The organism is Paraburkholderia sp. BCC1876 (genome assembly GCF_902833695.1).
Taxonomy (GTDB): domain Bacteria; phylum Pseudomonadota; class Gammaproteobacteria; order Burkholderiales; family Burkholderiaceae; genus Paraburkholderia.
This window is the reverse complement of the sequence record NZ_CADFGI010000001.1, coordinates 198,651-220,783: the sequence shown is the minus strand read 5'-3', so window position 1 is coordinate 220,783 and position 22,133 is coordinate 198,651. Positions and strand designations below refer to the sequence as shown.

At 63.4% G+C, this 22,133-nt stretch carries 23 protein-coding genes; 12 read left to right on the top strand and 11 right to left on the bottom strand.

Annotation, left to right across the window (positions count from 1 at the left end):
- Positions 1-211 precede the first annotated feature (211 nt).
- Positions 212-403 (top strand): DUF2964 family protein, encoded by a 192-nt coding sequence (locus tag HWY05_RS00845; protein WP_176057094.1) that lies wholly within the window; start codon positions 212-214, stop codon positions 401-403.
- A gap of 76 nt (positions 404-479) precedes the next feature.
- Here HWY05_RS00845 and HWY05_RS00840 read toward each other — a convergent pair whose 3' ends face one another.
- The 6 genes from HWY05_RS00840 to HWY05_RS00815 all read right to left on the bottom strand — a co-directional run bounded on the left by HWY05_RS00840 (position 480) and on the right by HWY05_RS00815 (position 6,742).
- Entirely contained in the window at positions 480-1,310 is an 831-nt protein-coding gene (locus HWY05_RS00840) for a helix-turn-helix domain-containing protein (protein WP_176057093.1), read from the bottom strand.
- On the bottom strand, positions 1,303-1,734 hold the full coding sequence (locus tag HWY05_RS00835; protein ID WP_035557222.1) for a response regulator transcription factor: 432 nt from the start codon (positions 1,732-1,734) through the stop codon (positions 1,303-1,305). The genes HWY05_RS00840 and HWY05_RS00835 overlap by 8 nt, the downstream gene beginning before the upstream one ends.
- Before the next feature lie 146 nt (positions 1,735-1,880).
- Complete coding sequence (locus tag HWY05_RS00830; RefSeq protein ID WP_035557218.1) at positions 1,881-2,528, bottom strand: response regulator transcription factor; 648 nt, start codon at positions 2,526-2,528, stop codon at positions 1,881-1,883.
- Positions 2,525-3,922, bottom strand: coding sequence for a PAS domain-containing sensor histidine kinase (locus tag HWY05_RS00825; protein ID WP_063771804.1), 1,398 nt, complete (start codon positions 3,920-3,922; stop codon positions 2,525-2,527). The genes HWY05_RS00830 and HWY05_RS00825 overlap by 4 nt, the downstream gene beginning before the upstream one ends.
- Positions 3,923-4,158: 236 nt before the next feature.
- Positions 4,159-4,995, bottom strand: a complete 837-nt coding sequence (locus tag HWY05_RS00820; RefSeq protein ID WP_176057092.1) for a universal stress protein — start codon at positions 4,993-4,995, stop codon at positions 4,159-4,161.
- Between the two features lie 103 nt (positions 4,996-5,098).
- The gene (locus HWY05_RS00815) at positions 5,099-6,742 is read right to left on the bottom strand and encodes an oleate hydratase (protein ID WP_244146450.1); all 1,644 of its coding nucleotides are present in this window, start codon (positions 6,740-6,742) and stop codon (positions 5,099-5,101) included.
- A 232-nt stretch (positions 6,743-6,974) separates the two neighbouring features.
- On the opposite strand from HWY05_RS00815, the gene HWY05_RS00810 reads away from it, so the two are divergent.
- The 8 genes from HWY05_RS00810 (at position 6,975) to HWY05_RS00775 (ending at position 12,776) form a co-directional block, all read left to right on the top strand.
- Positions 6,975-8,015, top strand: coding sequence for a zinc-dependent alcohol dehydrogenase family protein (locus HWY05_RS00810; RefSeq protein ID WP_176057091.1), 1,041 nt, complete (start codon positions 6,975-6,977; stop codon positions 8,013-8,015).
- A gap of 100 nt (positions 8,016-8,115) precedes the next feature.
- Positions 8,116-8,805, top strand: a complete 690-nt coding sequence (locus tag HWY05_RS00805) for a CBS domain-containing protein (RefSeq protein ID WP_035557211.1) — start codon at positions 8,116-8,118, stop codon at positions 8,803-8,805.
- 144 nt (positions 8,806-8,949) lie between these two features.
- Positions 8,950-9,945: a DnaJ C-terminal domain-containing protein gene (locus HWY05_RS00800; RefSeq protein ID WP_176057090.1), complete on the top strand. Its 996-nt coding sequence runs from the start codon at positions 8,950-8,952 to the stop codon at positions 9,943-9,945.
- Positions 9,933-10,262 carry a chaperone modulator CbpM gene (locus HWY05_RS00795; protein ID WP_244146520.1) on the top strand — a complete coding sequence of 110 codons (330 nt, stop codon included), beginning with the start codon at positions 9,933-9,935 and terminating at the stop codon, positions 10,260-10,262. The genes HWY05_RS00800 and HWY05_RS00795 overlap by 13 nt, the downstream gene beginning before the upstream one ends.
- 202 nt (positions 10,263-10,464) lie before the next feature.
- On the top strand, positions 10,465-10,746 hold the full coding sequence (locus HWY05_RS00790) for a hypothetical protein (RefSeq protein WP_176057089.1): 282 nt from the start codon (positions 10,465-10,467) through the stop codon (positions 10,744-10,746).
- A gap of 148 nt (positions 10,747-10,894) precedes the next feature.
- Positions 10,895-11,089, top strand: a complete 195-nt coding sequence (locus tag HWY05_RS00785; protein ID WP_176057088.1) for a hypothetical protein — start codon at positions 10,895-10,897, stop codon at positions 11,087-11,089.
- Between the two features lie 12 nt (positions 11,090-11,101).
- On the top strand, positions 11,102-11,731 hold the full coding sequence (locus HWY05_RS00780; protein WP_176057087.1) for a TetR/AcrR family transcriptional regulator: 630 nt from the start codon (positions 11,102-11,104) through the stop codon (positions 11,729-11,731).
- A 31-nt stretch (positions 11,732-11,762) separates the two neighbouring features.
- A complete protein-coding gene (locus HWY05_RS00775) occupies positions 11,763-12,776 on the top strand; it encodes a DMT family transporter (RefSeq protein WP_176057086.1) in 1,014 nt (337 codons plus the stop codon).
- Positions 12,777-12,797: 21 nt separating this feature from the next.
- On the opposite strand, the gene HWY05_RS00770 is transcribed toward HWY05_RS00775, so the two are convergent.
- Positions 12,798-13,682 carry an ABC transporter substrate-binding protein gene (locus tag HWY05_RS00770; protein WP_231585148.1) on the bottom strand — a complete coding sequence of 295 codons (885 nt, stop codon included), beginning with the start codon at positions 13,680-13,682 and terminating at the stop codon, positions 12,798-12,800.
- 254 nt (positions 13,683-13,936) lie between these two features.
- Between HWY05_RS00770 and HWY05_RS00765 the strand changes: the two genes are divergently transcribed.
- Positions 13,937-14,482 (top strand): glutathione peroxidase, encoded by a 546-nt coding sequence (locus tag HWY05_RS00765; RefSeq protein ID WP_035557199.1) that lies wholly within the window; start codon positions 13,937-13,939, stop codon positions 14,480-14,482.
- Positions 14,483-14,591: 109 nt separating this feature from the next.
- On the opposite strand, the gene HWY05_RS00760 is transcribed toward HWY05_RS00765, so the two are convergent.
- The 4 genes from HWY05_RS00760 to HWY05_RS00745 all read right to left on the bottom strand — a co-directional run bounded on the left by HWY05_RS00760 (position 14,592) and on the right by HWY05_RS00745 (position 18,326).
- Positions 14,592-15,821 (bottom strand): porin, encoded by a 1,230-nt coding sequence (locus tag HWY05_RS00760; RefSeq protein ID WP_176057084.1) that lies wholly within the window; start codon positions 15,819-15,821, stop codon positions 14,592-14,594.
- 393 nt (positions 15,822-16,214) lie between these two features.
- Entirely contained in the window at positions 16,215-17,006 is a 792-nt protein-coding gene (locus HWY05_RS00755) for an ABC transporter ATP-binding protein (RefSeq protein WP_208459067.1), read from the bottom strand.
- Positions 16,991-17,386, bottom strand: a complete 396-nt coding sequence (locus HWY05_RS00750; RefSeq protein ID WP_176057082.1) for an ABC transporter permease subunit — start codon at positions 17,384-17,386, stop codon at positions 16,991-16,993. The genes HWY05_RS00755 and HWY05_RS00750 overlap by 16 nt, the downstream gene beginning before the upstream one ends.
- A 97-nt stretch (positions 17,387-17,483) precedes the next feature.
- Complete coding sequence (locus tag HWY05_RS00745; protein WP_176057081.1) at positions 17,484-18,326, bottom strand: hypothetical protein; 843 nt, start codon at positions 18,324-18,326, stop codon at positions 17,484-17,486.
- Between the two features lie 894 nt (positions 18,327-19,220).
- Between HWY05_RS00745 and praA the strand changes: the two genes are divergently transcribed.
- On the top strand, positions 19,221-19,703 hold the full coding sequence (gene praA / locus HWY05_RS00740) for an alkane oxidation protein activator PraA (protein ID WP_035557186.1): 483 nt from the start codon (positions 19,221-19,223) through the stop codon (positions 19,701-19,703).
- Between the two features lie 684 nt (positions 19,704-20,387).
- Positions 20,388-22,130, top strand: coding sequence for an efflux RND transporter periplasmic adaptor subunit (locus HWY05_RS38695; RefSeq protein ID WP_176057080.1), 1,743 nt, complete (start codon positions 20,388-20,390; stop codon positions 22,128-22,130).
- Positions 22,131-22,133: the final 3 nt, after the last annotated feature.

Genomic DNA, 22,133 nt, shown 5'->3' with positions numbered 1-22,133 from the left:
GGCGGCGGTAACGAGATCGGATCGTTCAGGACGCGGCGGCCCAATCGACCGCCGCATCGAACAGACGGCCGCTCGCCGGCGACAGATATTTCTTTGCCGCAAATCAACCGCTCGGCCGCCAACAGGCCGATGATGATCTCTCTACGTCGACTCGCCGGCTCGCGGACACCCTCCGCGCCGTGCCTCGCGTGCCTCGGCCCAGGAGGACATCATGGTCAGTGGCGAACCCAGAATCGTTTGCGCGGTGGTGGCGGTGTTCACGGCATTGGCGGGGATCGGCGCGGCGATCCGCGGCCTGCTGGACGACAGCCCCAGCTTCATTCACTACGGCGCGGCGGCGCTGGTGATCGGCGTGATCGGTTTCGTTGCGCTGCTGATTCCGACGCCTCACGACAGTGCTTGAGTCTGAGCGGTTGAATCTCAGCGCTTGAATCTCAGCGTTTGCGCCTGCGTTTCGCCGTGCCGTAGCGTCGTTGCATCTACACGCGACGCAGACCCTCCATGTCGAGAATCCGGATCTGTTTGCCGTGCGTGTCGACCAGACCGTCTTTCTGGAATTTGGACAACATCCGGCTGACGGTTTCGAGCTTCATGCCGAGATAGCTGCCGATCTCTTCGCGCGTCATGCGCAGATGGAATTCGGCGGGCGAGTAACCGCGTTTCTGCAGTTTGCCCGACAGGTTCAGCAGGAAGGTCGCCACGCGCTGCTCGGCGGACATCGTGCCGAGCAGCATCATCAGCGTCGCCTCGCGCACAATCTCGCCGCCCATCATGCGATGGACGTGCTGCTGCACGACCTTGACGTCGCGGCACATGGCCTCGAGCAGATGGAACGGGATGATGCAGACCTGGCTGTCTTCGATCGCGACCGCGTCGCAACTATGGTGGCCTGAGCAGACGCCGTCGAGCCCGAGCATGTCGCCGGCCTGATGAAAGCCCGTGACCTGCTCGCGGCCGTCGCGATGCATCACGATGGTCTTGAACGAACCCGCGCGAACCGCGTAGAGACTCTGGAACGAATCGCCGGTGCGAAACAGCGTCTCGCCATTGCGGATGGTGCGCGACGGGCAGATCAACGCTTCGATGCGCTCGGCCTCGGCGCTCGTCAAACCTTCCGGCATGCAGAAGGAATGCATCGCGCAGCTCGAGCAGGGCACGCCGGCGCGTTTCGCGTCGGGGGCCGCGAGCCCGGCCTGTTTCGCTTGCGGCGACACGGCGGCGCCCGTTAAAGACGAGATCGGCACGATCGGCACGACAGCCGCGGCCGGCGTTAACGGCCGGGTTTCAAGGTAGTCGGCAACATCAGACATGGTGTGCTCCCAGATGATAGAGATCCCGTGCGCAATGCGCGTGGGCAAGTCGCTTGATGGTGTGACAGGCAAGATCGAATTCGCTGGTCTTGTCGAAGAAATAGCGCGCGCCGTTCGTCAGGCAGGCTTGCCGGAACCACGCGCCGGAATGGTTCGTCAGCACCATCGTGACGACCGGCGAGTTGCGCTGCGCAAGGCGCTGCAACAACTCCAGACCGGTGCCGCCCGCGAGGCGCAGATCGAGTACCACGACGTCCGCAGCAGTCGCGCCGATCGCCGCGAGCGCGGCGTCCGGTTCCTCGGCTTCACCGACGATTTCGACACCTTCGATCGCACCCAGACGGGCCGCCATGCGCGCCCGAATGGCCAGCGCATCCTCGACGAGGAACACGCGCAACGCGTGTTGTGACGGGCTTGAGTTCATGGCTGGCAGTATCGGGCGCGCTATCTCAAAAAGAAATCGGCGCTGAACGAACTTCAGGTAGGCGAGGAGGAAGTCGTGTAGGGAATTTCCTACACGAAGGTGTTGCAGTCAGAAGAACAGCGGGGGCGTTGCAGATAAGCCGGGCGTCAAATTTCGTCGTCGTCGCCGAGCAGTTTGTGGCGCAGCGCGTAGCGCACCAGCGCGGCTTCATGCGGCATCTGCATTTTCTCGAAGATGCGTGTCTTGTACGTGCTGACCGTCTTGCTGCTGACGCACAGTTCGCCGGCAATCTCGGTGAGCGTCTGGCCGGCGGCGATGCGGCGAAACACGTCGAATTCACGATCTGACAGCCGTTGATGCGGCAGCGTGTCGGCCGGCTCGTTGAGGCTCTGCGCGAAACGCTCGGCCATGGCGAGGCTCACGTAGACGCCGCCGGACGCCACTTTGGAGACCGCCGCGACCAGCTCCGCACTGGCGCTTTCCTTGGTCAGATAGCCCGACGCGCCCGCCTTGAATGCGCGCACCGCGTATTGCTGCTCGGCATGCATGGTCAGCACGAGAATTCGCAGCGCCGGCATTTCCTCCTTGATCTGCTTGATCAGTTCGACGCCGTTGCGCCCGGGCATCGACAGATCGAGCACGAGTACCTCGGCGGCTTGCGAGCGGACGAGCGCGATCGCGCTCGCGCCGTCGTTGGCCTCGCCGACGACTTCGAAGCCGTCGGCGTTGCGCAGGATATGCCGCAGACCGTCGCGCACCAGCGCGTGATCGTCGGCTATCAGCACTCGAATCATGTTTCCATCTCCTGCTGTTGCACGGCCGTGGCCGGGAAGCGCACCGTCAGCGCGAAACCCTGGCCGTTGACCGTATGAATGTCGACGGTGCCGCCCAGCATGTGCGCGCGTTCGCGTATGCCGAGCAAGCCGAATGATTTTTCGGTGGGCGCGGTGGAACGGCTCGCGCCGTGGCCATTGTCCGCGATCCGCACGATGCAGGTGTCCGTGTCCAGCCGCACGGTGAGCGTGACGAGCGTGGCCTCCGCGTGACGCGCGACGTTGGTCAGCGCCTCCTGCACGATACGAAACAGCGTGGTCGCGCCGGCCGGGGTGAAATTCGCTTCGCCGACCTCGACGTCGCGATCTATATCGATCCCGTAGCGGTTCGTGAAGTCGTTGGCGAGCCATTCGATCGCCGGAATCAGGCCGAGGTCGTCGAGCATGACCGGCCGCAGATCGGCGGCGATCCGCCGCACCGACGCGACCGTTGCATCGATCAGCCGGCGCATGCCGCCGAGCTGTTGCAGCACCTCGGGGTCGGTGCGGGTGTCCAGCGCCTGCTCGACCGACGAGAGGTCCATTTTCAGCGCGGTCAGTTGCTGGCCGAGATCGTCATGCAATTCACGGGCGATGCGGGTCTTCTCTTCCTCACGCACCTTTTGCAGATTGGCCGACAGTTCGCGCAATTCCTCGCGCGATTTGCGTTGCGCGCTTTCCGCCTCGAAGCGCTCGGTGATGTCGCGCAGCATGACCGTGTAGAGCTTGCTGTCGCCGTCGCGCACCTGCGAGATCGACGCTTCGATAGGAAACTCTTCGCCGTTGCTTCTCAGGCCGAATAGCACGCGTTGCTGCCGGCCCATTTGCCGCTCGGAGACGCCGGTGACGCCGAACTGGGCGACATGCCGGTCATGGCCCGCACGAAACCGTTCGGGGATGAAGCGCGCCAGCGACGCGCCGATCGCCTCGTGCGCGCTGCAGCCGAACACATGCTCGGCCATGGGATTGAAGATGACGATGTTCTGGCGTTCGTCGACGGTGATGATCGCTTCCATCGACGAACGGATGATGCCCATCATGCGCGCTTCGTTCAGGCTCGACTGGTCGAGCGCCTCATTCCTCGCGCTGGAGCCGCCGTGCTGCAGCGCCAGGACGAAGGCGAGGGCGCAGAGCAGGCAGGCTGCGATCACATACGCGGCCAGCAGGGTGTGAGCGGCCGCGGGGGTGTCGCCGGCGAAACTTGAAACGGCCCACTGCCACGCGGTAAATGCAATGGCCAGCGCGACGGCCAGTGTCGTCGCCGCGATCAGGGCGGGGCGTCGCAACCGCTGGGTGGTCGGTGCGCGCGCGGGCGCAGGCGTTGGCGACGCGGAAGGCGATTCGGGTGTGAGGGGCGTTTTACCGCGACAGGGCATGGGCGCCTCCTGGAGTGAAGATCGATCCGCAAGTCGTACCGATAACAGCGCGGGGCGGATCAGGAACGGCGCGATATCTCGACGGACGAGCGCGGCCAGCAAAGCAGTAGTCAACGATCAGCGGTGGCCGCGCGGCGCCTACTCATGCAAGCCGCGCGCCGAACCCGCTCCGCGCATTTTCCGCGATTTGCGCGATTCGTACCAGTGCGTCCGACATGATGCCCCGGCTCGCCGGCTCAATGCGACAGCAGCACCGGCAAGGTCATCGACTGCATCACGGTATGGGTCGCGCCGCCCAGCACCAGTTCCTGCCAGCGCGTACGGCCATAGCCGCCCATCACCAGCAGGTCCACGCCGAGTCCGGCCGCTTCCGAGAGCAGCGTATCGCCGACCGACGCCTCCAAATCGACCGTGACGTCGCGGGTCTCGACATGGACGCCATGCCGCGCGATCGCCGTGGCAATGCCGGCCACCGGAATCCGCGCCGTCGCGTCGCGATGCGCGCCGTTCACTGCCACGACCGTGATACGCGCGGCCGAGCGCATGAACGGCAGCGCGTCGTGGACCGCGCGGGCAGCTTCGCGGCTGCCGTCCCAGCCGACCAGGACGTGTGTCCCGGCCGACTCGACGCTGCCCGCGTAGGGCACCAGCAGCACCGGCCGGCCGGCGGACAGCACGAGGTTGGCCGCGAAATTGTCGCCGACGTACGCCTCCGGATCCTGCGGGTCGTCCTGACCGGCAATGATCAGGTCCGCGCAATGGCCCAGTTGCGGCATGGCGAGCGTGGCCGCCTGATCGGTGGCGAGCCACTCGCCCGGCACCTGGGCGCGCTTCAGCTCCGCATGAAAGAGCCGTTCGAGCGCGCCACGCCGCTCGGCACGCAACTGCTGGTGCGCCTCGAAGTAACCGGACGTGCCGGACATCACGTCGAGCGAACGCGGATTCGGCGTGTACAGCGCAAACACGCCGGTCAGATGCGCGCCGAACTGTCTGGCGAGGGTGATAGCGAGTTCCAGACGCGGATGCGCGCGCAGACTCGTATCCAGATGAACGACGAGGGTCCTGTAGCTCATGGCAAGGCTCCGAAAGTGAACGAACGACGCACATGCGACGCACAAACGTGTGCCCCGAGTCTATGAGCGCGAGGCCGCGCGGCGTTGATTCAGATCACGCTCTCTACGTCCGGTCCCGCAGCGAAGAGAACGCCTGATGCACCACCCGCAGATCGTGCTGCCCCTTGTAGACTGCCGGCGCCGCACGATCGAGATCGAGCAACGCATAAGCGGCGTTCTGCGCCGAGCGCACCGAATACTCCACCGTGAACACCACATCGTCCGGCAACTCGCAGAACTGCCCGATGAAGGCGAGATTGCGCCAGCCTTCCGGCGTCACGGCCGGCCGGTCGCCATGCTTGCGCGGCAGGAACTGACTCGTGATGAACGGCATCATGCATGGAATGCAATTGGCGTGATCGAGGATTCGAGCGGCTTCGGCGTCGATCTGCAGATGACCGAGCATCTCCGTCAGGATTTCGCGGCCGGTGCAGGCGTGCATCGGTTTGCCGACGAAATCGCCCGGCTCGTCGACGCGTAATCCGTAGCCCCACAACACCTGCACGTCGGCCGGTTGGCCGATGAAATGCGGCTGATGCGGCAACACGATGGAGGCCAGCCAGCTCGATTCCGGAAACGTGATCAGACCGCCTTCGCCCGGCACGTTGCCGGTCAGATCGCGGATCAGCCGGAACAGCGTCGGATCGCGCAGCGTCACGGTGAAAGAGAGCCATTTCGACGCATCGGTGTGATCGGCGAACACGCTGGGGTGGCCGAATTCGGGCCGGCCGGCGGCGATGTTTTTCCACAGACGCCAGGCGCCGGTGCTGTCCACAGTGTTCAACGGCGCGGGGCGATCCATGCCGCCCAGACTCGACGCGGCGGTCATCGAACCGAGCGTGACGATCACTTTGTCGGCGGGGCCGACCGGCAACTCGACACGCCGCTGCGCGGTTTCGCAGACCAGCCCGCGCACGCGATTGAGCGTGTCCGTCTCGTCGACCAGCAGATCGGTCACGCAGGTGTCCGCTTCGAAGACCACGCCGTGATCGTCCAGCCAGCGGCGCAGCGGCAGCACCATCGAATCGTACTGGTTGTAGACCGTGCGCATGATGCCGTGCAACTGGTTGAAGCCCGCCGACATATGCGCGAAACGCAGCAGATAGCGGCGGAATTCGACCGCGCTATGCCACGGCTGGAACGCGAAGGTCGTGCACCACATCAGCCAGAAATTGGTCTCGAAGAACGACGCGTCGAAGTGGTCGGCAATCCGGCTGTCGGCGAGCATCCGTTCCGGTTCGATCGACAGACGGCCCAGCGTGAGCAGATGTTTTTCGTCGAGCCCGTACGCGGGCGCGGCTTCGCGTCGCCCGTTCCTGACCAGCCGCGAAGTCGACGAGGTGCGGATCGTCTCGGTCCAGTCGAAGATTTCCTGCGTGACGCTCTTGCTGTCGTCGAGCGTGGGGATCGACGAGAACAGATCGTAGGTGCACAGATACTTGCTTTCGAGCATGCGCCCGCCGCGCACCACGTAACCGCTTTGCGCCGTGCCCGCGCCGTCGAGGCTGCCGCCGGGTTTGTCGAGCGCTTCGAGAATCGTGATGTCGCGGCCACGTACCCGGCCGTCGCGGATCAGGAAGGCCGCGGCCGCCATTGCGGCGATGCCGCCGCCGACCAGGTAGAACTGGCCGTCCGCCGTGTCGGCGAGTCGGTCGGTAGCGAGGTCGGCGTGGCGAGTTGCGTGGTGAAGCGGATCAGTTTTTTGCACGAGGGAGGTCCTTTCGATAAACGCCGCCATGCCCCCAATACGGACAGCGGACGTCGGCTCAACATACGCGCGGCCCGCGCCGATGCGGTTGCGTTGGATCAAGCAACGGTCGCAGCGAGCGAGGCTTCGGCGGGCAAAGGGATCGCTTGATGCACGTCAATGGGCAGGGCGTGGACGAGCTTAAAGTCAGTCCTGCAAGCTCATTGCTCATTGCGTACCACGGAGGCAGCACATGAAAGCGCTCGTGTATCACGGTCCCGGCAAGAAGTCGCTCGACGAACGGCCGATGCCCACCCTCATCGCTCCCACGGATGCGATCGTCCGCATGACGCGCACCACGATTTGCGGCACCGATCTGCATATCCTCAAGGGCGACGTGCCGAGCTGCGAGCCGGGACGCGTGCTTGGCCACGAAGGCGTCGGCGTGATCGAGGAAGTCGGCGCGGCGGTGTCGACGCTGAAGGCCGGCGACCGCGTGCTGATTTCGTGTATTTCGTCGTGCGGCCGCTGCGACTACTGCCGCCGCTCGATGTATTCGCATTGCACCACCGGCGGCTGGATTCTCGGCAACCGGATCGACGGCACCCAGGCCGAATACGTGCGCATCCCGCACGCCGAAACGAGTCTGTACCCGATTCCCGCCGGCGCCGACGAAGAAGCGCTGGTGATGCTGTCGGACATTCTGCCGACCGGCTTCGAGTGCGGCGTGCTGAACGGCAAGGTCCAGCCCGGCAGCACCGTGGCGATTGTCGGCGCGGGGCCGATCGGCCTCGCCGCGCTGCTGACCGCGCAACTCTATTCGCCGGCGCAGATCGTGATGATCGATCTCGACCCGAACCGGCTGGAGGTGGCGAGCCGCTTCGGCGCCACGGCGTGCATCGACAGCGGCCGGGTCGATCCGGTCGACGCGGTGTTCGCGCTGACCGGACAGATCGGCGTCGACTGCGCGATCGAAGCGGTGGGTGTGCCCGCAACCTTCGAGTTGTGTGAAGCGCTGGTCGCGCCGGGCGGCGTGATCGCCAACGTCGGCGTGCACGGCGTGAAGGCCGATCTGCATCTCGACAAGCTGTGGGACCGCAATATCTCGATCACCACGCGGCTGGTCGACACGATCAGCACGCCGATGCTGCTGAAAACCGTGAGCGCGGGACGCATCGATCCCACGCGGCTCATCACGCATCGCTTCCAGCTCGAAGACATGGCCGGCGCTTACGACACCTTCAGCCGCGCGGCCGAAACGCATGCGCTGAAAGTGATTATCGAAGTGTCATAACCGCCGTGCGTCATACGGCCTCACGGCCATGCTCAGGCAACGCGCCGCGCGGAGTGAGCGTGCGGCAAAACATTCAACGCAACCGTCAGGGAGATTCATCATGCGTGCAGCCGATGTGATGACCAGTAACGTCATTGCCGTCAAACCCGAGATGACCGTGCGCGAAGTCGCGCGCATTTTCGTGGAGCGCAAGATCAGCGGCGCGCCCGTGGTCGATGCAGCCGGCAAGTTGATCGGCATGATCAGCGAAGGCGATCTGCTGCATCGCGTGGAGATCGGCACCGAACAACGCCGCCGATCGTCGTGGCTCGAACTGTTCTCCACGAACGACGACGCCCGCGGCTACGTCAAGTCACATGCGATGCACGTGCAGGACATCATGTCGAGCCCGGTGGTCTCGGTGGACGAAGACATGCCGCTCGGCGAAATCGCCAACCTGCTCGAAACACGTCGCATCAAACGCGTGCCGGTCACCAAGGCGGGACAGCTCACCGGCATTGTCAGCCGCGCCAACCTGGTTCAGGCGCTGGCGAGCCTGCCCGAGGAACCGGCACCCGACACCACCTTCTCCGACCGCGAGATCCGCGCGATGCTGCTCGGCGAACTGGCCGGTCACACGTGGGCGTTCGCGGGGCGCAACGTCGTCGTGACGGACGGCGTGATTCACCTCTGGGGCGTGTTCCATTCGATGGAAGCCGTCGAAGCGGTGCGGGTGGCGGCCGAAGGTATTCCTGGCGTGAAGCGGGTGGAAGACCACACGGAGCCGTATCCGGTACTGCCCGGCATTTGATGGACCGCCGTCGGTTGGGGCGGGTTTCCATATGGGCTGCGCCACTGGCGGGCCGCCCAGATTGGTATAAAGTAAAACGGTGACTGCCGTGCGGCGCGCAGGCGCCGCACGGCTGCTTCCTGACCTCAAGGAGCTGCCGCCAGGATGAAATACAAGGACTATTACGAGGTGCTTGCGCTTGAGCGCGGTGCGTCTCAGGACGACATCAAACGCTCGTATCGCAAGCTCGCGCGCAAGTATCACCCGGACGTCAGCAAGGAGGCCGACGCCGAGGAGCGCTTCAAGGAACTGGGCGAAGCCTACGAAGTGCTCAAGGACCCGGAGAAGCGTGCCGCCTACGATCGCATGGGCAGCGAATGGCGCAACGGTCAGGAATTTCAGCCGCCGCCGAACTGGGACGAGGGCTTCGAATTCCATGGCCGTGGCGCGGGCGGTGCAGGCGGTGCGGGTGATGAGGCCGGCGCGCAGGCCGATTTTCAGTCGTTCTTCGAGCAGATGTTCGGCGGCGGCGCGCACGGCCCGCAGGGCCGACATGGGACGCAGGCGCAGCACCGGCCGTTCGACATGCGCGGCGAAGATCATCACGCGAAGGTGCTGATCGATCTCGAAGACGCGTATCGGGGCGCGCAGCGCTCCATTTCCCTACAGATGCCGGTGGTCGACGCGCAAGGCCATGTCACGCTGGAAACGCGCACGCTCGACGTCGCCATTCCGAAAGGCATTCGCGCGGGGCAGCACCTGCGGCTGGCGGGCCAGGGCGGCCCCGGCTCGACGCCCGAAAACGCCGGCGATCTCTACCTCGAAGTCGGCTTTCGCGAGCATCCGCGTTTTCGCGTGGATGGCCGCGACGTCTCCATCGAGTTGCCGGTCGCGCCATGGGAAGCGGCGCTCGGCGCGCAGGTCACGGTGCCGACCGTCGACGGTTCCGTCGAGATGACCGTGCCGGCCGGCTCGGCAGGCGGACGGCGTCTACGGTTGAGAGGCAAGGGGATTCCCGCCAACCCGCCGGGCGATCTGTACGTGGTGCTGAATCTCGTGCTGCCGCCCGCGGACAGCGACGCCGCGAAGGCCGCTTACGAGACGATGCGCCGGTCTTTCAGCTTCGATCCGCGCGCGCACTTTTATGGATCATCCTCGTGAAGGAGACCACTGTGACGACTTACATGGAAGGCCAGATCGTCGATGAAAACGTCGAATTCACGCTGGTCGAGTTGTGCCGGGTGAGCGGGGCGTCGGCGGAAGAGATGACGCTGTGGGTTTCCGAAGGCGTGTTCGAACCCGCGGGCGAACGGCCCGATGAGTGGCGATTTAGCGGCGTCGCGCTACGGCGCGTGCGAACCGCGCAGCGCCTCGCGCACGATCTGGAGATCAACCCGCCGGGCATCGCGCTTGCGCTCGACCTGTTGGACGAGATCGAGGCGCTGCGGGCGCGCGTGAAGCGTCCGCGTGGGGCTTAGGGCGCGTGCGCTGGTGATCTGGGATTCGTGCGGCGAAGATTCTCGCCGCATCAGGTTCCATTAAGGTTCGCTTGATAGGCTGGAACGTCGGTTGATGTGCGTACTGTGATGTGCGTAGTGTGCCGCCCGGACGGTTTCGTCGTTTGGGACGGTTGGTTGCGCGCGCAACGCTCGTCGCGTTTTGCTTATCAGGCAGCAGCCCATGAAGCTTTCCACTACCGTCAGGTTGCGCGCCTGTCTGGTGACCGCGTCGATGTCTGCGGTTGTCATCCAGTTAGGCGCGTTGGTTTCGATCTTTGCGTTTGGTGTGCCCGAGGCTTATTTTCAGACGCTGATGTTTCGGCTTGCCGCGGCTGGTGCGATCTGCGCGATGGTGTTGGGGTTTGCGGTTTTCTCGGCGATCTCGCCGATGTCCGTGGCGCGCAGGCGCCCTGTTTCATCTGAGGATGATGGGATCGGGCGGCCCGGTATGGGCAAGATGTAGACGGTTGCTGAGGCGTGCGGTGTGCCATTTCGACGCGGCAAGAATGGGCGATTTCTGTGCGTCGGCGAGTGGACAACAGTCCGTCTATTTTTTCAATTTTCTCGCTGACATGACTATTTGGATGAAGTCATAGAGCGCTGATCCAAACATGACTGGCGCGACAAAAGCGGTCGATGCGCTGCCGCCATTTATCTTTGCTGCCAGTCCCAGTACGGACAATGCAAAAATACAGATCGAGCCGAAAACGGGCAGGCTGCTCATGTACCAGGGCACGGCAAGGAAGCCGAATTCCTTCGGCGATATGGCCTTCAGTCCGCTTGCTTTGTGGAACGATCAGTCTTAATATCCGCACACCATGCCACGACATAGCCCGCCCACGCCCTCATCGTCCGCTTCCGCCGAGCGTGGACGCCCGCGCGAGTTCGATATCGACGAAGTCACGCGAGCGGCAGGTCGGGTCTTCTGGCAGCAGGGCTATCACGCTACGTCGATCGAGACGCTGTGCAAATCCACGGGTCTATTCCGTGCCAGTCTTTACAGTGCGTTCGGCGACAAGCACGGTCTGCTCGTCGCTGCGTTCGGTCAATATGCGGATGGGGCGGTCGCCCGCGTGAAAGAGCGGCTGGAAGCGGCGGAGTCGCCGCAAGAGGCGTTACGCCAGGCGTTGCTGCACTACACCAGGGTGTCAGCCAAGCTGTCGCAACGTCACGGCTGTTTCATCACGAACGCCGTCATCGAACTGCTGCCCGCAGACGAAGCTTTGCGTCCGCATATCGAAGCCACTTTGCGCCGTATCGCGTCGCACCTCGCGGCTGCCGTGACCCGCGGCCAGCAAGCGGGAGAATTTAATTGCACGCTCGACGAGCAAGCGGTCAGCACCTTCCTGTTGTGCGTGATCCAGGGTTTTCGTGTGCTGGGCAAAGCGAATTTCCACGAGAAAGATCTCGTGCCCGTCGTTGAAATGACGATGCGCGCGTTGCTCTAAAATTTTTTCTCCATTTCTGGAACGATCATTCATGAATACGCCGCCTGGATTATCGACAGTCACCGCCGGTCGTGCCGAAGCCGCAAGCGCCACAACGCCGGCCGCTCATGGTTCCTATGGCAAAGGCGTACTGTTCTGCGTCGCGGCGACCGTGTTGATGGGCATCATGTTCCCCGTGATGACGGACGCGCTGACGCACGTCGACCCGTTCACCTTCACGTCGCTGCGCTATCTGATCGCGGGCGTGGCATTTCTCGCGCTATTGGTAATCAAGGAAGGCAAGGGCGCATGGCGACCGAACGGCGGATCGCTTGCGTTGGCCTGGCTGCTCGGCTCGGTCGGATTTTGCGGCTTCGGTTCATTTGTGTTTCTCGGTCAGCAACTCGCCGGCCCGCAAGGCGCGCTGACCGCATCGATCATGATGGCGACCCAGCCGATGATGGGCTTGCTGTTGAACTCGCTGGTCCGCAAAAGCATGCCGCCGGTGGTGACGCTGCTCTTCATTCTGATGTCGTTCGTCGGCGTCTCGCTGGTGGTCACGAAAGGCGATGTCGTGTCGGCGCTGCACGAACCGCAGCACTATTCGGCGAATGGCCTGATTCTGGTCGGCGCGCTCTGCTGGGTCATCTACACGTTCAGCGCCTCGCACTTCAAGCGCTGGTCGGCGCTGAAGTACACCACAGTGACCTTGTGGCTCGGCTTGACGACAATCCTCGGGCTCAATGCTTTGCTGTTCGCGTTGCATGTCGTCCCCGTGCCGTCGGGCAGCCAATTGTGGGCCATCGCGCCGCATCTGCTCTATATGGGTCCGATTGCGGGTTTCGTCGCGATTCTGTTCTGGAATATGGGCAACCGGATTCTGACGCCGCTCAACGGCGTGCTCTTCATGGACGTCCTGCCGGTCACGACGTTCGTGCTGTCGTCGCTGACCGGCGTCGTTCCAGCGCGCGCGCAGATTGCCGGTGCGTGTACGACGGGACTCGCACTGATCCTCAATAACCTCTACTTGCGGCGTCGAGCCCGAAAACTCAGCGCCGCGCGCTGAGCGCTTGCTCGCGAAACCGCCTCAGAGCTTCGGCAACCCCGGTGGATTAGTCGCCGACCGCGCGATCGCCTCCGAACCGAGATTCCATCGGTCCAGCACACGCGTGTACGTACCTGACGCAATCAGGTCGTTCAACGAGGTGGTGAGCGCATCGGCGAGACCGCTGCCTTTGCGCGTCGCGATTGCGAGTTCGGCGGTGCGCGGCCAGCCGCCGCTTACCGTGCCGACCAGTCGGGTCTTGCCTTGCTGCGCGGCCTGATAAGCCTGGGTCGCATTGACGCTGAAGACGGCATCGGCGCGGCCGGCTTGAAGCGCGAGATTCCTCACGGCAACGTCGTCGTAGTACTGGACGGCGACCGGCTTCAGACCGTGCGCGACATTCTCCTTGTCCCACGCCAGCAGGATCTTTTCCTGGTTGGTGCCGGAGTCCGTGACAATTCGCAGGCCGGCCACGTCCTTCGGCTCCTTCAGCGAAACGATCTTGCTATCGGACTTCACGTAAAAGCCAACCTGATCCTGACGGTAGCTGGAAAAATCGAATTTGAGCTTGCGCTCCTCCGTTACCGTGACGTTCGACAACACCGCGTCGACCTTGCCGGACTCCAGCGCAAGCGGCCAGTCGGCCCATGCCACCGGCACCAGCTCCAGCTTTCTACCCAGGCTATCCGCGACTACTTGCGCGAGGTCGGCATCGAAACCGACTACGGTTTTGGCGTCGGTGGCATAGGTGCTGATCGGCGGGATGGTCGGATGAATGCCGATCGTCAGCGTGTCGTCTTTCACGAAACGAAACTGCGCGGACACGGCTTTCACGGCCGCCGGATCTTTTTGCACGCGGATCCGGTCCGGTTGCTGCGGACTGAGATCCAGCGCGACGCCGGCCAATGCGAGCGTGCTGAAGCCCATGGCGATCGACGCGATCGCGCTGAGCAGAACTGAGCCGGTGAGGCGTAGCGAACGTGGTAGTTTCATGACTGAACTCTCATTGTGTTTTGGGTGGAGTGAGTGAGACCGTACGAGCGCTCGACAATAGCGTCCCGCCGAAACCAGGCGAACCAATCAATAGGAATAAGGATATTGAAGGGCGGCCATGCCGTGCTCTGCCGAAATCCAGAAAGCGGCGTATCGTGTCTCATCCCTCAACCAACCGAAGGTGATCCATGAGTCAAGCCTTATACGATGTACCCGTCACGTCGATTGAAGGCACGCCGCAAACACTGAAGCCGTTTCAAGGCAAGGTGCTGCTGGTCGTGAACGTGGCCTCGAAATGCGGGCTGACGCCGCAATACGAAGGTCTGGAAAAACTCTACGAGGACAAACGCGGCGACGGTCTCGAAGTACTGGGATTTCCGGCGAACAACTTCAAAGGCCAGGAGCCGGGCAGCGACGAGGAAATCCAGACCTTCTGCACCAGCACCTATGACGTGAAATTCCCGCTGTTCTCGAAGATATCGGTGGTCGGCGCCGACCAGCATCCGCTGTATCACACGCTGACGGCCGCGCAGCCCGACGCCACCGGCGAGGGTCCGTTCCGCGAACGGCTGAAGGGCTACGGCATCGAACCCAACGCGGTACCCGACGTGCTGTGGAACTTCGAAAAATTCCTGGTCAGTCGCGACGGTCGCGTGGTGGGGCGTTTCTCTCCCGATGTCACCGCCGATGACCCGCGCCTCGTTGCGGCAATCGAGGCTGAACTGGCACGCTAAAGCCGGTGATGAAAATACTGGCGCGGGACCGTCGGAATGCAGCGCATCCACGGTCCCGCATCAGGTAGGAGAGGGCCATCCATGCAACAGGCCCTGTCATTCGAGTGCATCAGAACAGATGCTTCAGCCCCGCCGATACCGCCACCTGCCTGTCCGTCGCGGAAGGTGTCAGATAGCCGATCGCCGCGACCGCGGGACGGCCCAGCGAATCCGTGCCGCTCGCATGCTGGAATGCCCCAGTCAGGTAAAGCTCGGTCGCTTTCGACAGCGAATACGCGCTGCCGAGATTGAATTGCTCGTACTTCGCATTGCCCTTGCTGCCCACACTGCCGCCTTGCGTGTAATCGAACGACGTGCCGAAGCGCAGGTACGGCGTCGCCTGATAACGCAGACTCGCGCTGACCGTGCTGAGTGTCGTCGAGCCGCTGTAGTTGAGCGTATTCAGCGACGCGTTCGAGCCGAGCCCGCGGAACTGTGTGGTCGAATAAGCCGCGCCTAAGATCGCACCGCCCACCGTGTACGTGGTCGCGACCGACACCGTCTGTTGCGTATGCGCCGAAGCGAAACCCGCGATCGCCGGATTGGACTCCGCGGCCGTGGCCGAGCCGGCAGAACCGAGGTTATTGCCGGTCGCGCTCGCATTGGCGTTCGTACCGTAGAGCGACGAATTCGGATTGCGCGCATTGATGATCGACGCCGCGAAGGCAAATGCCCCGCCGCTATAACTCAAACCGGTCGACCAGAACTGATTCTGCGTGACATTCCCGGCCACGCCGCCCACGCTGTACAACGCGCCGAAGCGGAACCCGCTGAACGAATCCGACAGGTACCTGACCGTATTGTTGATACGGTGCGTGAAGTTCAGGTTGTCGTAGTCGGCGGGGTGGATCGCGAGGTTGCCCCAGTACCAGCCGGCCAGCAGCGGCGAGATGAACTCCACCGACGTATCGGCCTGACGCCCCAGCGTGAACGTGCCGTACTTGTCGGCGGTGAATCCCACCCACGCCTGACGGCCGAACTCGGTGCCGCCTTGTCCAAGCGCGCCACTATTCACGCTGAAGCCGCTTTCGAGCTTGAAGATCGCCTTCAGTCCGCCGCCCAGATCTTCCGCGCCGGTGAGGCCCCAGCGGCTTGACGACAGCCCCGACGAACCGCCGTCGAGCTGCGCGACCTGTGCACCGCCTTTAGGTTTGCCGGAGGCCGACGTCGCCGCGGTTTGCGCATTGTTCGAATACGTCACGTTGCCGGTCACAATGCCGTACAGCGTGACGCTGCTTTGAGCACTGGCAGTACCGGCCAGAAGAGACGACACGCCAAAGGCGAAGATGATTTTTTTCATGGTTGTTCAAATCAGTTTTATTGAAGTCGGGGATGATTTGCCGGTGCGAGAAGCGAGGTGGCAAGTCACCTTAAGCAAGCCGAACTGATTGAACAAACAACCATAATCGATATGGATATCGGCAAACTGTGCGGGTAGGGCGCGCTAGTAGCGAACCTCAAGCGATAACGTCCGACTCGTCGAATAGATTGGCGATCTTCAGTTAATTTGTGCGCGTATAGGCACGACAACGCGGTCCATTCCTTCGCCCGCTGCTTAGCATAGCAGCGCGGTATTGAAGCGTTCGCGCACGCTGCCCGGCCAGCTCAGGAAGGCGAGCGTCTGCACCGCGGCCGTGGCGGGTTAGCGAGCCGATCAGTGTCAGGTTACGCACGTAGCGTCACCTCGTTTAGGTCAGGCCGCTGCGCGAACCAGCGAGTCTTGATTGGCATCGGCATCGGCCTCCAAATCGTCATGCCGCGCAATACCCAGTTGCGCCAGCAACACATGCTTCGCCTGCGCGAAATACTCGCTGTCGATATCGCGCGGCCTCGGCGAATCCACGATCAGTTCGAACGCGATCCGACCTTCCTTCATCACCAGCACGCGATCCGCCAGCAGCAGCGCCTCGCCGATATCGTGCGTGACCAGCAGAATCGCCTGACGGTGGCGCTCCCATCGCTGCGAGACCAGCGCCTGCACCGTGAGCCGCGTGAGCGCGTCGAGCGCCGCGAACGGTTCGTCGAGCAGCAGCAGATCGGGGTTGCGGGCAAGCACGCGGGCCAGTGCCGCACGCTGTGCTTCGCCGCCGGACAGATCCTTCGGCCACGCCCCGCCGCGATGCGCGAGTCCGACCTCAGCAAGCGCGGCGTCGGCGCGCTTGCGACTGCGATCGCCGGGCAACCCCAGCACGATGTTCTTCCACACGCGCCGCGACGGCAGCAGACGCGGCGCCTGGAACGCGACGCCGCGTTTCGCCGACACCCGCACGGCGCCGTCGATCTCGCGATCGAGCCCGGCGAGCACGCGCAACAGCGTGCTCTTGCCGCAACCGCTCGGTCCCGCCAGCGCGACGAATTCGCCGCGACGAATCTCCAGCGACAGACCATCGATCACGCGGCGCGCGCCGAACCGTTTGGTGAGGTCGCGGACCCGCACGGCGAGCGTGTCGTCCACGGCAACAGGATGATTTAACGAGCGCGACATGCCGGATGCCATGACAGTAGTCCCTTTTCGAGAGCGCGCACGCCGAAATCCGCAGCGAGGCCCAGCAGCGCATAGATGATGAGGCACACGACGATAATGTCGGTGCGATAGACTTCGCGGGCAAACGTGACCAGATAGCCGAGCCCGCCCTGGCTGTTCACCTGCTCGGCCAACACCAGCGCGAGCCATGCCGAACCGAGCGCATAACGCAGGCCCACCAGCGCGGTGGGCAGCGCACCGGGCAGCACCACATGAAGGATCAGTTCGGCGCGGCTGAAGCCGAGCGTCTGTGCGGCTTCCACCAGCCCCTGTATCGCTGGGTGCAGCGCGTGTTCGTGGCGCGTAGCCTGTGGAATTTCCGCTCGTTCACGCGGTTGCATGAACGCGTTTTCGATCCGAAAAATCTGTCGCAACCCGCTGCGGTGGCCGCGGCGCCGACGCGGCGTGAACCGCTTGCTGCGGCCTAGCTGCGATGGCTCAAGGCGGCCATTGCAGTGCAGTGCGAATCCGTTCGGCGCGATCGACCGCTTCGCGGCGGTTGATCTCGGCGCCCGTCAGATAGTCACCCGTCTCCGACGTCCCCGTTTTGTAGATGCTCAACTGCAGCAGCGCCAGCACGTTGCGCGTCAATTGTTCGTCGACGCAGGCGTCGGGCACGGCGCACAGTTGACTGAGCAGCACGAGCGCGGCGGATCGGCCCCGCGCGGCGAGTGCGAACACGCGGTCGCCGAGCATGCCGCCGCTGCGCAAAGGGATCTCCAGCCACTGTTCGGGGTGTCGTGCGGCCAGGCTCAGAACGGCGCCGGGTTGGCCCGCATCGGCGGCCTGCTTCAACAGGTCGTCCGCGTAATGCGCGCCGTGCAGATCCGGTTCCCGGCATCGCAACGACATCTCCTGAGCGGCGAAGGCGCCACGCTCGCAGGCATCGACCCAGGCCGCGGCTTCAAAGAGACCCTCCGGGTCGGTGCGTCCCGCGAGCGCGCCGAAATCGGGAAACGACAGCGCACGCTGCAGCGCTTCGTCGAGCGTATTGCTGAGGTTGGCTTCCGGTTGGATCAGCGATTTATCGCGTCCCGCCGTTTCCAGCCGCGATAGCACGTCGATCCCTATGTGGGTCGAGGAGGCCGGCGCAGCAGAAGATGCGACCGTCAGGCTGTGGCGATTCGTGACCTGTCCAGTATTTCCAGGCTCAGCCTCCGCTTGAATCGCAACCTGCGTGGCGGGGTCCGCGCGCGTCGGCCACTGCCCCATCAAGATCGCAGTCAGCGCAATCGTGCCGAAGCCCAATACCCCACAGCCGGCGAAAAGCCATAACCGCATGGCGGTAGGTTTTCTCGCGTTCCGAAATGACATAGTGCGCGTTTCCCCATTAACAGCCGATTGCCGACGCAATCAATCGGATCGCGGCGCTTTCTAAATTAGTCGGCCCGGCAGTCAGAATACGCTAATTGCATGAGGTCGAAACTATTAAACGCCTCCGCACCGCGATACCGGATTCATTCGACCGTTTAAAAACATCCGCGAAACGACGGCAATACAAGGCTCAGCCGAAAGCATCGGTTTGGATCAAAAATTCTATATACAGGCCGCGCCGTCCAGACTACTGTGTGCCCACATAATTATTTGAAACATCCGGCCAATGACTGCGGTGCACTGCAGCATCCCAATCCAACGAGGAGTGCGATGGCACAAGCATCTCGCGAGACACCACGCCTATTACGGGATTCACCCGTTTTTAAATGCGGCGCGCATTTTCCGACTGAATAGATCCTCGGCCAACTGGGCCGGGCAGTCCTATACGCGGCATTTTAATGTCGTGGCCTGTTACGTCCGTATCAAACCGGCTTACGTATGCCGGACGATTATCGTGCGTGGCGAATTAAAAATACTGACGGAGACAAAGCAATGGGATTTGGGACACCTGTGCGTGGCGCTGTGTCGGCCGTCATTATGCGGGCCTTCGTGCAATCGCAACCAACATGGCAATCGCAATCGAAACAGCAATCGCATGAGGTTCGGCCTTCCTGAAAACACCACACCAAGGCGATCAGGATCACGAACGACGCCGACGGCGGCAGGCATGACGATGCCCGCCGACCGAGCGGATGGCAGTAGTCAGGCGCGTCAAACGGTCAGGCGGCGAGGTCCACGCACAGCGCCGCCGGCTGCCCAACTCCAGCAATTTCTTTAGCCTTTTTTCTGGGAAGGTAAATCATGAAGCTGATCAAAACTTTCGCATGCAGCAGCGCCATCGCTATCGCATTCGCCGCCGTCGCGCCGATCGCCGCCGCGGCGACGATCGGACCGGCAGGCGCTTCCTTCAGCGCACCGGGCACGATCAACGTCAGCACACCGATCGCGCCCAATGTGAGTTGCGGTATCACGCTCAGCGGCGTGGTGAGCACCGACGGCACGTACGCGCAGATCAACTCGGTCGCGATCACGGGCGGTGGCCTGTGCGGCGTGCCGCAGATCATCGGACTGCCGTGGAAGCTCGTCGCCACCAGCACGACGACCGGCAATGTGGCGAACGTCGGCTTCAGCGTGCTCGGCGCGAACTGCGGTCCTTCCACGATCAGCGGCGCGTGGAGCAACGCGACCAATACGCTGAGCGCCAGCAATCAGCCGCTGTCCGGCAACTGCAAGGTGAATAGCCTGTCGGTCAGCCCGAATCCGGCGTTCACGGTTTCGCCGTAATCGAGCTGTCGAGCTTCGCCGCAAAAACCGGCGAAGCTCGCGCAACGGTCGGCGATCCGTCAACTCGCCTGGCAGCCTGGTCTATGGCCCAACTCACTATGTGGCGCACGCTGAAAAGCACACAAAATAGACCTATTATTCGCGCAGCCTGATTCCCACCCTCACATGTTGTTTTTCGATTAGCGGTGCTACACTGCCTGCGCGCAGAGGTGGGAAAACGCACGAAACATTCCCGGGCAAATGGCCATTGCCTTCTAACTCGGTGCAACGGTACTGGATATCCGATTGACATACTGCTAGAAAAATAAGGAGCACGTATGCATCAGTGGACGAGTCACCCGAAACACGCTTGCTGGCGCCGCACTCATCCGTGCGGTTTGCCTCCCTTCATTTCCATGCGGTTCACCCGTTTTTTGCGGTCGCTTTAACGGCTTTGTCATAGGCCGTGAGTCGTCGCTGAACGACAGGACGCTCCACGTTTGTCCGTTTTTAACGAGCGGAAGCGAATTGGTCCGCAGACGGATTTCACGTTGAGCACACGCACATTCGCGCGGAATACCTGGCGCTGCAGCGCAGTATCAAGATGGTTCCACGCGCACGCACCGGCAACACGCCGCGGCGTGGCGCGATTGCGTCCCGGCGTCCGTGCACCACGGTCCAGCCGCTTTGCCGACGGAGATCACGATGATGCGAGCGTTGCACGTCTTAACCACTGGCCTCGCCATTACGGTGCTGGCAGCGCTGAGTGGATGCCACGACAAACCGGCGCCGGAAGCCGCGCGAGCGCCGGTCAACGTCGACGTGGTCGACGTCGCGCTGCGCGACGTGCCCGTGCCGTTCGACTACGTCGGCCAGACGGAGAGTTCGCAACAGGTCGAGATCCGCGCGCGCGTGAACGGCTTTCTGGAGAAGCGCGTCTACCAGGAAGGCGCGATGGTTCATCAGGGCGACGTGATGTTCGTGATGGACCGCAAGCCGTTCGAAGCGGCGCTCGACGCCGCGCGCGCCGAAATGGCACAGCAGAAAGCGCGGCTCGATACGGCGCAGGCGAATCTCAATCGCGTGCGGCCGCTCGTCGCGAAGAATGCGCTGAGCCAGAAAGATCTCGACGATTCGATCGGCCAGCAGTTGAGCGCCGCCGCCGCGCTCGAACAGGCGCGCGCCAACGTCACCAGTGCGAATCTGAATCTCGGCTACACGACGATCACCGCGCCGGTCACCGGCCTGTCGAGCTTCGCGAAGAAGCAGGACGGCTCGTATATCGATTCGTCCAATAGTCTGCTGACTTACGTCGCCAAGCTCGATCCGATGTGGATCAATTTTTCGCTGTCCGAGAACGAGATGCTGCAATTGCGGGCGCAGACCGCGAACGGCACGCTGAAGCTGCCGCCGCTCGGCGATCTCGAAGCGGTGATCGTGCTGGCCGACGGCAGCATCTATCCGCAGCGCGGCCATATCGCGTTTCAGGACGCGGCGTTGAGTTCGGAGACCGGCACGTATCTGATTCGCGCCGCCGTGCCGAACCCGGCCGGCTCGTTGCGGCCCGGGCAGTTCGTCCGGATCAAGCTGCTCGGCGCGCAGCGCAGCGCGGCGGTCGCCGTGCCGCAGGGCGCGGTCATGCAGGGAGCGCGCGGCGAATACGTGTGGACCGTCGATAAAGACAACAAGGCGCAGCAACGCGCGATCGAAGCCGGCGAATGGAACGGCAACGACTGGGTCGTCAATTCCGGCCTGCAGGTGGGCGATCGGGTAGTGATCGACAACGCGATGCGATTGATGCCGGGAGCGGCGGTGAATGCGCGTGTGGTGCCGTTGCCGGCCGCGAGCGTGAATATCGCGGCGATCGCGGGCGGGGCGGGTGGAACGGCGGGGGGTGGCGGTAAAGCCGCGGGTCAATCGGGTGCGAGCGCAACGACCGGGGCGGCGGGTCAAAACGGTGCGGGGGCAGGGGCGCAAGGTGGCGCGGCTCAGTCCGGCACGAGCGCGACGGCAGGTGCCGCTGGCGGTGCCGCAACAGCGGGCGCAACGGGCAACAGCACCAACAGCACCAACGGCAACGCCGGCGCTCAGGCAAGCACGACAACAGCCGGCGCCGCACAACCGGCCCACACCGAACTCTTCTTCGCCGTCGGCAGTTCAAGCCTCGACCACCAATCCGCCGACACACTAGCCACCGTGGCACGCCAACTGGCGTCTTCGCCCGGTGCGCGCGTGGCGATTTCCGGCTACACGGACGCCACCGGCTCCTACGCCGACAACGTCAAACTGGCCGCCGCGCGTGCCGCGACCGTGCGCTCCGCGCTGATCGTCGCGGGCGTCGACGTCGCGCGGATCGACATGCACCGCCCCGCACGGATCGTCGCCACCGACGCGCCCGACAAATCGCGCCGCGTCGATGTCACCCTCAGCCCCACGACCGGAGGCTGAGCG